The 13,413-nt window shown below is 42.3% G+C and carries 8 protein-coding genes; all 8 read left to right on the forward strand.

The genetic code is table 11. The features are described 5' to 3' along the window. Positions 1–106: 106 nt before the first annotated feature. Positions 107–3,241, forward strand: coding sequence for a glycoside hydrolase family 2 TIM barrel-domain containing protein (locus tag MHB84_RS27845; protein ID WP_076288906.1), 3,135 nt, complete (start codon positions 107–109; stop codon positions 3,239–3,241). A 263-nt stretch (positions 3,242–3,504) separates the two neighbouring features. Continuing rightward, positions 3,505–4,422 carry an ABC transporter permease gene (locus tag MHB84_RS27850; protein WP_256716786.1) on the forward strand — a complete coding sequence of 306 codons (918 nt, stop codon included), beginning with the start codon at positions 3,505–3,507 and terminating at the stop codon, positions 4,420–4,422. Positions 4,423–4,460: 38 nt separating this feature from the next. Next, a complete protein-coding gene (locus MHB84_RS27855) occupies positions 4,461–5,345 on the forward strand; it encodes a carbohydrate ABC transporter permease (RefSeq protein ID WP_076288723.1) in 885 nt (294 codons plus the stop codon). 137 nt (positions 5,346–5,482) lie between these two features. Further along, on the forward strand, positions 5,483–7,171 hold the full coding sequence (locus tag MHB84_RS27860) for an extracellular solute-binding protein (protein WP_076288722.1): 1,689 nt from the start codon (positions 5,483–5,485) through the stop codon (positions 7,169–7,171). Between the two features lie 104 nt (positions 7,172–7,275). Further along, a complete protein-coding gene (locus MHB84_RS27865; RefSeq protein WP_076288721.1) occupies positions 7,276–8,724 on the forward strand; it encodes a response regulator transcription factor in 1,449 nt (482 codons plus the stop codon). Continuing rightward, on the forward strand, positions 8,711–10,507 hold the full coding sequence (locus MHB84_RS27870; RefSeq protein WP_083678851.1) for a histidine kinase: 1,797 nt from the start codon (positions 8,711–8,713) through the stop codon (positions 10,505–10,507). The genes MHB84_RS27865 and MHB84_RS27870 overlap by 14 nt, the downstream gene beginning before the upstream one ends. 41 nt (positions 10,508–10,548) lie before the next feature. After that, a complete protein-coding gene (locus MHB84_RS27875; protein ID WP_076288720.1) occupies positions 10,549–12,582 on the forward strand; it encodes a hypothetical protein in 2,034 nt (677 codons plus the stop codon). A gap of 55 nt (positions 12,583–12,637) precedes the next feature. Beyond that, positions 12,638–13,411 (forward strand): sugar phosphate isomerase/epimerase family protein, encoded by a 774-nt coding sequence (locus MHB84_RS27880; protein WP_076288719.1) that lies wholly within the window; start codon positions 12,638–12,640, stop codon positions 13,409–13,411. The last annotated feature ends 2 nt before the right edge of the window (positions 13,412–13,413 follow it).

Below are 13,413 nucleotides of genomic sequence, written 5' to 3' on the forward strand. Positions count from 1 at the left end.
CTTCGCCCACTTGTGTATACAGGATGCCTCCAAATATTTCTAACAACTTCAGAAAATAAAATGGGTCATTGTATATAAAATTTTGTCTGGAGGTGTTGAATTGGCTATGAAGAACGATTGGGAAAATCACAGACTGTTGCAGTGGAACCGACTTCCTGCCAGAGCTGCATTCATACCATTCGCAGATGACGAAGGTGCACTATGCAATGAAAGGGAGCACTCTCCCTACTTTGTATCGTTAAATGGAAATTGGAAATTTGATTATAGCCCTACGCCGGGGCACGCCCCAGTGAACTTCCATCTGGAAGCATTCGATGCAAGTGGCTGGGATGACCTGCCTGTGCCGTCCTGCTGGCAGATGCACGGCTACGGAAAACCTCATTATTCCAATGTTGTCTATCCGTTCCCGGTTGTACCGCCACTCGTACCGACCGAAAATCCAACGGGTTCCTATCGGCGGGAATTTATGGTTCCGGACGGCTGGACAAGGCAGCGAATAATGCTGAATTTTGAAGGCGTTGACAGTGCATTCTACGTCTGGGTCAATGGACAAGAAGCAGGCTTCAGCAAAGGAAGCCGTATCCCTTCGCAGTTTGATATTACCGATCTTGTTCGAGAAGGGAGGAATGTCCTTGCAGTTCGCGTCATGCAGTGGTCGGATGGCTCTTATATCGAAGATCAGGATATGTGGTGGCTGAGCGGTATTTTCCGTGATGTTTATTTGACAGCTGCGCCACAAATTCATTTATACGATTATACCGTTCGGACACTGTTAGAGCGCGACTACCGTGATGCAGCGCTTGAGATCAGATTGCGCTTGCGCAGTGCAAATGAAGCAGCTCAAGGCATGCGGGTTGAACTGCAATTGCTCGATACATGCGGGGAAGCTGTAAATGGCGGCAGCGCAGAGCGAACCATAACTGAAGTTGAACTGATGCAAGATCACGAGATGGTGTTTACGCTTCCGCTTGTCAATCCGCGGAAATGGTCAGCGGAAGACCCGTACTTATATAAGCTATTGATCAGGGTAATCGGCCAAACTACGCAGGTCATATCAGCGCGTGTCGGTTTCCGTTCCATAGAGCTGAAGGAAGGCCTGCTGCTGGTAAATGGGAAAGCAATAAAGTTCAAAGGCGTTAACCGACACGATCATCATCCCGACCTTGGGCGAACCGTACCGCTGGATTGGATGCAACAAGACGTCCTTCTGATGAAGCAGCACAATGTTAACGCTGTTCGCACCGCACATTACCCGAACGATCCGCGCTTCTATGATCTGTGTGACGAATACGGACTTTATGTTATTGATGAAGCTGATCTGGAATGTCACGGCTTTCATAGGACAGATAACTCCAACCAATTGAGTGATGACCCGGATTGGGAACCTGCGTTTCTAGACAGGATCGAACGGATGATCCAGCGTGACAAGAATCATCCCTCCATCATCCTTTGGTCGCTTGGCAATGAATCCTACTACGGTTGTAATCACGCAGCGATGTACCGATGGGCTAAAGAGCATGACCCAACACGTTTAGTTCACTATGCGGAAGATAGAGAAGCCTTGACAGCTGATGTATTCAGCACGATGTACAACAGGATTTGGCAGCTGCACGAGCTTGGCCAGCGTGAAGATCTGGGCAAGCCTCACATTGTTTGTGAATATGCGCATGCCATGGGCAACGGTCCGGGCGGCTTAAAGGAATATTGGGACGTCTTCTATACCTATAAACGGCTGCAAGGGGGGTTTGTGTGGGAGTGGGTCGATCAAGGCATTCGGCAGCGAACGACTGAGGGTCAAGAATATTTTGTCTATGGCGGCGATTTCCATGACCACCCGAACGATTCAAACTTCGTCATCGACGGTCTCGTAAACCCGGATCGTGTGCCATCGGCGGGACTGTTGGAACTGAAGAAAGTGATGGAGCCGATACTGATCGAAGGGCTGGATATTCAGGCTGGGGAGTTAAAGCTTACGAATCGATACGATTTCCTGCACTTGAATCATCTGCAGCTTGTTTGGCATGTAGTGGCAGACGGAAGAGTCTTATGCTCGGGCAAAAGCAAACTACCTGATATTGCACCAGGCTGTACGGGCACCATAAACATTAATTATGTGTTGCCAGATCGATTGCAACCGGTAACGGATTACTGGTTGAACGTCAATGTGATGCTTGCTACAGATACGATTTGGGCCGAATCAGGCTTCGAAGTAGCCTGGGCCCAATTTGAACTGCCGAATAAATCGGTGTTAAGACCTGCAGTAGACTTATCCAGCTTCACACCGTTGTCCGTCAAAGATAATGACTTGGTGATAGAGGTGCAGGGAAGTGATTTTGAACTACAGTTTGACCGGGTTTATGGTGTTATCGCTGAATGGAAGCATACCGGGGTCCGCCTTCTGGAGGAAGGACCAAAGCTAGATCTGTGGCGTGCTCCAACGGACAATGATATGCGTCCGATCGGTGACTGGAGGACTTCCATCGATAATGACCAACGAGCAACGGTCGTATGGAAGAAGAGCGGATTGCACTGGCTGCAGCACCGCGTCATGTGCGTGGACTGGAGCAGTAACGCCAGTGGAACGAACGTGACGGTCACCTGCCGGGTACGTGTGGCTCCCCCTATTCTGAAATGGTCTGTTGACACCGTATATACGTACACGATTTACGCAAATGGGGACGTGATTGTTGACGTGAACGGATTGATCGATGGCAGCGGCGCTCCGGAAACGCTCCCGCGAATCGGGCTGCAAATGGCGCTGCCCAACGATTGTGACCGTGCGGAATGGTACGGCCGCGGTCCAGGCGAAGCGTACGCGGATTCGAAGCAGGCGGCGAAGTTCGGCATCTACCGGAAAACCGTGCGCGAACTGTTCACTTCGTACATCGTACCTCAGGAAAACGGCAACCGTGTGGATACACGCTGGCTTGCGATGACGAATAAGCAGGGAGCGGGTTTGCTTGCAGCAGGTTTGCCGCAGTTCGATTTTACGGCGAGGCGCCTTACGAGCGAGGATCTGGAGAGGGCTCGGCATACGGTTGAACTGAATGAACGGGAGCGGGTCTACCTGCATCTTGATCTTGCACAGAACGGGCTTGGCAGTGCCAGCTGTGGTCCCGGCGTACTCCCGCAGTATGTGCTGAAGGCGGAGAACTTCCACTTCCGGATCCGTCTTACGCCGCTGACTTCGGGGTCGAATTCTCCTGCTCAACTTGCTAAACGTATACCAAAAGCACACTAACAGCGGCAGTTTATCACCCCAATAAAAAATATACAGAAATGAATAAACGGAACCTCGCGTTTTGCGGAGTCCGTTTATTTTTTGTAAGCAGGACACCCTCAAGCCCCATCCTATAAAGAATATATTCCATAAAAGAAACGAAATTATTACATTTTTCTTCATGAACTTATGCCATAGAATAAAACCATCATAAGACATTAGGGGGTGCACATTTAATAAAGCGTTTACATCGCATGAATTTATCGCTGCAGGAGGAAAGCAAATTGACAAATAGTGAAAAACTTCGCAGAAGAATTAGAATTAGAGATAATGTCCCCTTATATACCATGTTGGTATTACCACTTTTGTTCTTTATTATCTTTTGCTATGTGCCAATGTTTGGCATTGTGATTGCTTTTAAAGATTACAGATTTATTGATGGCATTATGGGTAGCGACTGGGTGGGACTTCGCAATTTTAAAATGATATTTTCACAGCCAGGGACCTTAGAAGTCATTCGAAATACTTTTGTGATAAGTTTACTTACCCTGGTGGTATCGTTTCCGTTCCCGATTATTTTGGCCGTTCTTCTAAATGAAATCAGAATCAAATGGTTTAAAAAAGCATCACAAACGATTCTCTATTTGCCACACTTTTTCTCCTGGATCATCGTAGGTGGCATCATTATTAACGTATTCTCCATTAATCATGGACCAATCAATTTTATTATTGAAGCCCTTGGCGGGACACCCTTCCAGTTCATGTTTGATCATACGGCATGGATGTCTATCTATCTAGGAGCCGGGGTTTGGAAGGACACAGGATTCAATACCATTATCTATTTGGCTGCACTATCGAGTATAGATCCGACCTATTACGAGGCTGCGGTTGTGGATGGCGCTAACAAGTGGAAGCAAATTACGAAAATCACGATTCCGAGTTTGATCCCAGTGATCGTTCTACAGTTTATATTAGCTACTGGAAAGATCATGGAAGTCGGATTTGATCGTATCTATGTGCTCCAAAATCCAATGGTCAGGGACATCTCGGAGGTCGTGTCCACATTTATTTATGATGTTGGTATTCGTTCGGGAGATTTCAGTTTAACTACGGCAATGGGATTATTTGATTCAGTCATCGGCTTGATCCTTGTTCTTTTGGCCAATCAAATAGCCAAGAAATCAGATAATGCTTTGTTTTAATCAATAAGCAAGCTAGACATGAAAGAGAGGAAAGGCCTTTGAAAATTTCCACTGGAGAGAAAGCATTTTATACCATTAACAACATCGTGATTTTCATAGTATCGCTTACGTGTCTCATGCCGCTCTTGTATATACTTGCTACTTCTTTCAGTAGTGGTTCAGCTATTGAATCTGGAAAAGTATATTTATGGCCGGTTGATTTCACACCTGCTGCGTATAAAGTATTGACTGTATCCACGGATTTATTTAAATATCTATGGAATAGTATCGTTGTAACTGGGGTTGGGACTATACTTAGCATGGTTTTTACGATACTTTGTGCTTATCCCTTATCCAAAAAGAAACTGTTTGCTAGGAAAAAGGTCACCTTTTTCATCGTTTTCACCATGCTGTTTGGCGGTGGCATGATCCCGACGTACCTACTAGTGAAATCACTTGGATTGATGGATTCTTATTGGTCCATTTGGTTAACGACGCTGATAAGCCCCTACAATATGTTAATCATGAAGTCTTTCTTTGAAAACATTCCCGAAGAGTTGGAAGAATCAGCTCGAATTGACGGTTGTTCCGAGTGGCGAATTCTACTTCAGATGTATCTTCCGCTTTCTAAAGCTGTAATTGCTACATTGTGTCTTTTTTACGGGGTAACGTATTGGAATATGTTCCTGAAAGTACTCATGTATATCAATGATTCAAATGCTTATACATTACCCGTACTCATTCAACAGATGGTTTTCCAATTAGAGCAAATAAAACTTGGTACTAGTGTTGATGTGGGTGCAGTAGCGGGTTCAGGTGAAGTGATTTCGGAGTCCGTTAAGTCCGCAGGTGTTGTGGTACTGATTTTGCCCATGCTAATTGTGTACCCATTTCTGCAAAAGTATTTTGTAAAAGGTGTTATGCTAGGCTCGGTCAAAGGCTAGTGAGTAAGATAGTCTCTGTATTTATGCCATATTGGAGATTGTAAGGGTACGATAATCACTTCGTATTCTTCACATATATATCGAAAGCGGTTTCATTTTCGATAGAAGTTTTTCTATAAAAAGGGAGGAATACGTGTATGAAGAGAAAGCTAGGTCTGGTTGTATTAACGCTGGTGATGGCACTTTCTGTTGGTCTCACGGCATGCAGCTCTACCAAAGAAGAATCTACTAAGGACGGCAAGGTAGAACTTACCCCTGACGGCCAAGAAAAAAAAGGTAAAGTCACCGTTATGGTTTATGATCGAGGACTTATTCCAGCCTCAGAAGGAACGTATGATAATAACCGCTGGACCAAATGGATTCAAGAAAATGCGCCGCTTGAAGAAGTGAAGTTTATCGTAGTACCTCGAACAGAAGCTGTGCAGAAAATGAACATGCTGTTTGCAGCCGGAGAAGGACCAGATGTCGTAGCTAACTATGAAGATATTACCCCCTTTATTTCTAAAGGCCAAGCATTAGAGATCACAGATGAATTGTTGGCTAAGATGCCTAATTATAAGAAGATATTAGATGAAAATCCAGCGCTCCAAAAGCTCACTACAACAAACGGGAAACGTTACACAGTAGGAACCATATCTCCAATCTCACCCAACCATGCTGCGATTATCCGGGCAGATTGGCTGGAAAAGTTAAATCTATCTATACCGAAGACACCAGAAGATTTACTTGCTGTTGCAAAGGCATTCGCAGATCAAGATCCCGATGGGAATGGAAAGAACGATACCTATGGATTAACGTTAAACTCGGATTCCCGAAGAGTGCTTTCTCACATGTTTGGCTATGGTAATCCAGATAAATACGCGATTGAGGATGGCAAGCTGACACATGTATGGGATCGTATTCAAGATTGGCTTCAGTATTCGAAACAAATTGTGGATGCGAAGGTAGTAGATCCGGACTTCTTGCTTGATAAAGGAGATAAAGCACTTACGGATTTCACTAATGGCAAGGTTGGTATTTTCCTTACAGGGAAATTAAGTCAACTAAATTCACCGACATTTGCAAATTTTAAAAAGAATAATCCAACTGGCAAACTAGATACATTTGATTTGCCTGCGACTAAGTATGGAACGTTCTCCGGCTATGTCAATGGCGGTCCATCGCATGTAGGTTTCATTAATGCAGCAACCAAAGATCCTGAAGCTGCCGCTAGGTACATTAACTGGTTAACCGATCCCAAAGTTTCCGACTATTTGGTGAATGGACCTGATGGCGTATATAAAAAGAGGGATGCTGAAGGTACCGTCGTTGTTGTAGATCCGGAGAAAAATAAAATTGAATACGATTATGCAGCAGATTACAGTATCATTAGAACTTTTGATTTAACCGATGATTCGGTTAGCCCTTTAGCAAATGAATACTATAACTCGTATCTCAAATCGAGTGACCCCGTTCTACAAGAGTTCGGAGATTTGTACTATAAGATGGCTCAAATTGTAAATAAGCCCGGCTCCATAGATCCAAGAAAATGGCAACAAACGTTGCCTCCACTTGCCTCAGATTTTCTTTTGAAGGAAACGAACGGATTAAAAGCTGTTGATGATTTGCTCTCCAAATCACTTGCAGAACCAAATGTCTCTGCAGAGCAAGTTATTGCAGAAGCGAAAGAGCTTTGGAAAAAATCTGGCGGTGAAGATGTAGATGCCTTCTACAATGACTATTATCAAAAAAATAAAGATGATATGTTATCTCCTGAAGATTTTGAGAATCTAAAACAGGAACCAGAATTGTTGCCTTCAGCAAAGGGAAATTCCAAAATTAAATAAGAGTGATTATGATATATTGTAAGGGTCATGAAAGGGAACTCTTTGTCCAAGGGATAAAGACTTCCCTTTTCAGATACTAACGGCAGAAATGTGGTGAACCCTGTATGTATCGTGTAGTCATTGTGGACGATGAACCTTGGGCGTTGATCGGTATTCGAAAATTAATAGAGCGCAATGGGAACCAATTTAAAATTATTTATGAAACAACAGAACCGTCGAAAGCTTTAGAGGTGATTTATGAAGAATCCCCTGATGTTGTCTTTGCGGATATTCGAATGCCTGACATGACAGGAATTGAGTTGATGCAAAGGACTAGAGCACAGGAGAAGGAAGTTGATTTTGTTGTGATTAGCGGATTTGCAGAATTTTCTTATGTGCAGCAAGCACTGCAAGAAGGTGCGTTGGACTATCAATTAAAGCCTTTGGATCCGGAAAAGGCTCAGGATATGCTGGATAAACTTTATAAAAAGTTAGAGAACAAACGTAGCACCAATGATCTAAGCTTTTACATTTCTTTGCTTGAAGAATACAAAGATATTCAGCTGCTTTTGAACTCTCGATTGCGTCATAAACCCTATCAAAGATATCAGGTTGTAACGGTATACTTTAAAAGCGCTGAATATGATGATGTGGGTTTATTAGAATTAGAAAGCAAAGTGCAATACACAGCCTTGAAATTAGGCCCTAAAAAATGTGTGTTTATTATTAATAGTGATACAGATCAAAGCGAGTTGATCTATCGCAGTCTCACTTCCAAAGAACATGTCGTGGACAGGGCAGGAATTAGTTTGTCCAGTGATGTGGCCAATCATATTCCAATGCTTTTGAAAACGTCTGATATCGCAAGTAATGATTGTTTTGTTGATCGTACAAATCGAATTTCACAATACAGTAAGGACAAAAAAAACCAGGTCAAACAATTTGCGGAACGACTTACTGATCAACTCGAAAGGGCTCAATACAAGAATATGAAGGAATTTACATCTAGGATGTTAGATTTCTTCACTGAAAACCATTTAGGGATTGAAGATGCCGTGTTTTTATGGAATGAAATTGTACTGCATACATCCAAAGGTAATGAAAATAGTAGTCGAATAATAGACTTTGAGTTTCTGGATTATAGTGAAATGAAAGAGAAGTTCATGAATCTGGAAATGCTCGCTGAATATGTTTTTGAACAGTTGTCCTACACGGAACGAGATCAACTTGGTGATGCCAATAAAAAATTTAAAGAGCTGCTCCATTACACTGATAAGCATTTTCATGAAGAACTGTTTTTGAAGGATTTGTCTACAAAGTTTTTTATTAATGTGAGCTACTGTTGTGAGTTGTTTAAAAAGGTTACGGGCATGACTTTTTCCCAGTATATAACTGATTTGCGGATGAAAAAGGCTGTTGAATTGCTTCAAAATAGTAATCTGACTATTGCAGAGGTATGTAAGTGTGTTGGTTATAGTGATTATTTCTATTTTAATAAGGTATTCAAACGAAATATGGGGTGTACGCCTTCCAAATATCGTAAAGCGAGTGGAGAAATGAATGCGCTTAATTAGAAATCTGAAGCTGATACACCAAATATCCCTGTTGATTCTGATTGCGCTCATTATGATGATTTTAATGCAGAGCATGTATAACGTTTTTTTTAATTCGCTTACGCGTGAACGTGCGGCTAAGTTTGCAGGTAATCTCATGGACCAGGTCGCGCTGAATATAGATACAATTGCAAAGAGTGTGGAGAGAGATTCGATTACGGTTAGTTACAGCAAATATGTTCAGGAACTGATGGTATCCAATAATATCATTCGCAAAATGGAACTAAACGACTTTGTCTCTGAAATATTTACACATACAAGGTCATCCAATCAAAATATTTATAGTATTGTTCTCTTAAGTAATAATGATAAGCAAACTTCAGACTCACTGCATTACAACAATGATATCTTGAAAACATTAGAGGAAATATACAATTTTAAAAGCGATCAGTTTAGAAAGCCTGTATTTTCTTCAATTGTGAGGGACCGCAGTGATGCGTTCTATTATTATTCCTATATTTCACCTATCTTTTCTTCTTTGGACAACTCCAAAATTGGAAACTGCATTTTTCTTTTGGATACGAGAGAACTTGAGAAGTTAGTGAATACAACGGAATTAACAAAGAATTCACTCTTTCTCATTCTTGATTCCAACAATCGAGTGATTGTCAGCAATAAAGGGCTAAAGGCTGGGGAAATCTACGAAGATGTTTTTTGGCAGGAAGGAATAAGCAGTACCGCCAAAGATGAAATTGTGTACGAAGGCAAAAAATCTCTGGTCCAATATAAGAAAATTGAGAGTACGGACTGGAAAATCGTCAGTGTTCTTCCTATTGCAGAACTAACGAATGATATGAAGCCTATCGTCACCTTAGGGATCTGGTTGAGCATTATCATGATTATCTTGCTGACGGTTATAGGCAGTGTATTTCTGTACAATACAATTCGTCCGGTCAGACTGATCGTGAGATTTCTGTCCAGAGTTGGTGAACGGAACTTAAACTATAGTTATAGATTGAAAATTCCATCCACAAATGAAGTAGGCATCATTGCCACGCATATCAATCAAATGCTAGAGAATGTTGAAGAAATGACCCGAAATATTGTTGAGAATAAAACGTCCTTGTATGAAGCCGAGTTATCCAAAAAACAAGCAGAATTATCGGCATTGCAAAGCCAAATTAATCCTCACTTTCTTTATAATACGTTGAATTGCTTGAGCAGCATTGGTTTAGCTTATGATGTAGATGAAGTCGTCAGTATATCGTCCGCAATGTCGCGCATATTTCGATATAGCATAAAAGGTCAAGATTTAGTGAGTATTAAGGATGAAATGAGCTGCATAAAAGATTATTTGTTAATTATGGATATTCGGTACAAGGGTAAATTTGAGATCGTTATCGAAATGGAAGAGTCTTTTCTAGAATTCAAATCGTTAAAAATGATTCTTCAACCCATTGTGGAGAATGCGATGTATCATGGTTTGGAGATGAAAACAGGGGTCGGACGGTTGTTGATTCAGGGTTTTATCTCTGAAGAAGGCTATATGCAAATCGATATTGAAGATGATGGGGTAGGGATGACGGAAAATCAGCTATCTGAATTACGTAAAGGGATTCGAGATGACAAAAATATTGATCTGTTCGCTACGGACAAACAAAGCATTGGACTTAGCAATATTAATAAGCGAATCAGGTTAAGATTTGGATCACCGTATGGTTTGGATATCTTGAGTGAAGATGGTAAGGGAACGAAAGTCACCGTCAGGCTACCTATTATCGAACCTACAGGCAAAATGCACTAATAACTTTGAACTTCGTTCGTAAAGGGAGGTCAGTTGAATTTATGGATTTATATGTGACGAACAATGGCAAACGTCAAATTAGTATTGAAGTATGTTACAACAGTGGCACTATAACGAACAATGCTGTGGAGATGTTGCAGGATGAATGGAGGAACGAGTTTCAGATTAGCAATCTCCAGCTACATTCGGATCCTGTTAAAGGGGATCGCATTCGTATACTTGAGCCATATGCTATAGAGGATAAGGATGATCAGACTTTTGTTATTTCTACAAACATGGTAGATGGATACTTTCATATGAACCTATCAGGTACAAGTGAAAAGGCGATTCTGTATGGTATATGCGAAATTCTTGATCAGACCTATATCCTGAATCAAGATGTGCGGATTCCCCAATTAAATTTAACAAGTTCACCGGATATAAAAAAGCGGGGAGTGGAGCGACATTGGGGCCCGTCTATGACATCACCGGAAGGTCTTCAAGAGAACCTCAACCTGATCAAGCTTTTAGCTAGAAAAAGAGTCAATCATCTCATGTGGATTGATAATTGGATTAATCTAAGCTGGTATCCATTTCTTGAGCTGAGATATTTCCCAGCGCTTCAAAAAAGGGATGAGCAAGGCAAGATTAGGCTCGCGAAAGAGTGCCTACGTACTATTATTAATGAAGCGAAAAATTGGGGGATGGATTTTTACCTCTCCTGTACAGAGTTCAATATTCCCGAAGACCTCTTGCAGCGATGTCCTGAGATGTTTTATCAGAATCCGCAAACGGGGTTACGTATGCTGCGTCTAGACAGTGAAGATACTTGGCTTTTCTATAAAGCCAAAATCAAAGAAGTCATGGAGGACTTTCCTTCCCTTTCCGGGATTGAATTATGGACAGGGGAGGCGATGGAGATATACCAATGCTATCGTTCTGCTTCGGATACAAGATCCATTGGGGAGCTTTTCCTTGCGATGTATGATCAGGCGCTTGATGCGATGGACGAGGTTGGTCGAAGTGATGGACGCGTCATCTGTTCCAGCTTTACCCATCATCCGGATTGCGAAAAAATCTATGAAGATATCTTAGGTAAATTACCGGAGCGTTGTGACTCTCGCAGTAAAATGCAGGTGGAGGATTTTTATCGTTTTCATTCTCCCGCGACACTTCCAGGCAGACTGTCTCCCGGTAGGGAATGGGTCGAGTTTGATCTCGGGGGCGAGTATCGGGGGGATTGGGCTGGATGGATTACTTGTGCGCTTGCATTCATACCCAATCGTATGAGGTATTACTATAACAAAGGTGTAAGCGGTTTCATGTGCAGGATACGCGGATATGCCATGGGTCCGAACCCCGCCTTTATTGGCGATTATACTGTTTTAAAAGGATTGCAGTCTATAAAGTATGACATTTATTTCCAAACTCTTTGGGACATGAATATCTCGCTGGCTGATGTATGGCGTATATGCAAGAGAAGAGCCTTTCCCGATCAGATGTTGGAGTTCTTTCAATTGTCGGAAAAGGTGGCGGAACAAGCGCTCTATACCAATGAATCCATCGTAAATAACTTCCATTCTTCTTTTATTGGCTCAATCGAAAGATATGAGTGGCAGCTGAACTATGTGGATCACATGTATAATACGGCCGGTATGGAACGAAAGTGGATATTAGAGCCGAGTGAAGAAAATTTATCACTCATTATAGATGAAAAGGAACAGGCCATTCACAACGTTCTAAGAATGAGTGAAATCCTGGAGCATTGTAAACAGGAACTCGTGGAAGAGGACTATACTGCATTGAGGAAATGTTTGGATTATCAAATTCAGGTTGTTAAAGTGTTTAAAGTTCATACCGAAATGTTCTTTAGATATCGACAACTCATGATGACAAAGCGGGAAGACAGGTATAAGCTTCTTTTGGATTGCATGAGAAGATGTGAAGAGGAAGTGGCAGGGCTCCGACTTCATGATGAAGTGCAGGCCAAGCATGCGTATGCTTTGATTTCCGACATCAAATGGCGGCTGAGCTGCGATATGCAAAAATATTATCATGAGCTGGCCTATCATGGTGTTTGTAAGGTAGCTGAGTGAAGATCTTTTATATAAATGAGACATCAAATACATCATTTTATGGAGGATAATAGCAATGAGAAGAATGGGTATTGGTTTGCAGTTGTTTACTGTACGTGAGAATTTAGCAAAAGATTTTACCGGTACACTTCGCCGTGTGGCTGAACTAGGCTATGAAGGGGTAGAATTTGCAGGTTACGGCGGTTTGACTGCGGAAGCGCTGAAGGATCTGCTGCAAGAATTGAACCTGAAAGCAATCGGCGCTCATGTAAGTATTACTAAAATGAAGGCAGATTTAAATAAAGAAATCGAATATTTGCGTGCGATTGACGCTTCTTATCTCATTTGCCCGCATATTGCTGCTGAGGATCGCTTAACACCACAAGCATGGCGAAGCTTGTTTGCTTATTTTACGGAAGCAGGCCAACAGGTGAAGGAGAAAGGACTCCAATTCGCTTATCATAACCATGCATTTGAATTTGAAATGAAAGTAAACAATCAATACGTTTTCGACGCCATTTATGCATCCACTCCTCCGGAGGCACTGCAAGTGGAGCTGGATGCAGGCTGGATACAATTTGCAGGTTTGGACTCACTGCAATACATTGCGAATTATGCAGGCCGCTTGCCACTGCTTCATCTGAAAGATTTTAAAGGTGTCGTGGACGGACATATCAATACGGTCGAGTTAGGTGAAGGCGAAATCGACCTGCAATCTGTAATCCAAGCCGGCTCAGACGCAGGTGTAGAATGGATCATCGTTGAGCAGGATCGTTGCGCGAACCCGCCGCTTGAAAGTGTCGCTGCCAGCTATAACTGGCTGAAGCGGAATTATTTATCTGAATTTTAATT

Source organism: Paenibacillus sp. FSL F4-0087 (assembly GCF_038020215.1).
GTDB lineage: Bacteria > Bacillota > Bacilli > Paenibacillales > Paenibacillaceae > Paenibacillus > Paenibacillus taichungensis.

Coding starts and splice junctions, on each gene's coding strand:
- MHB84_RS27860 (WP_076288722.1), top strand. CDS start 5,483: ATGAAGAGAAAGCTAGGTCTGGTTGTATTAACGCTGGTGATGGCACTT.
- MHB84_RS27875 (WP_076288720.1), top strand. CDS start 10,549: ATGGATTTATATGTGACGAACAATGGCAAACGTCAAATTAGTATTGAA.
- MHB84_RS27870 (WP_083678851.1), top strand. CDS start 8,711: ATGCGCTTAATTAGAAATCTGAAGCTGATACACCAAATATCCCTGTTG.
- MHB84_RS27845 (WP_076288906.1), top strand. CDS start 107: ATGAAGAACGATTGGGAAAATCACAGACTGTTGCAGTGGAACCGACTT.
- MHB84_RS27865 (WP_076288721.1), top strand. CDS start 7,276: ATGTATCGTGTAGTCATTGTGGACGATGAACCTTGGGCGTTGATCGGT.
- MHB84_RS27880 (WP_076288719.1), top strand. CDS start 12,638: ATGAGAAGAATGGGTATTGGTTTGCAGTTGTTTACTGTACGTGAGAAT.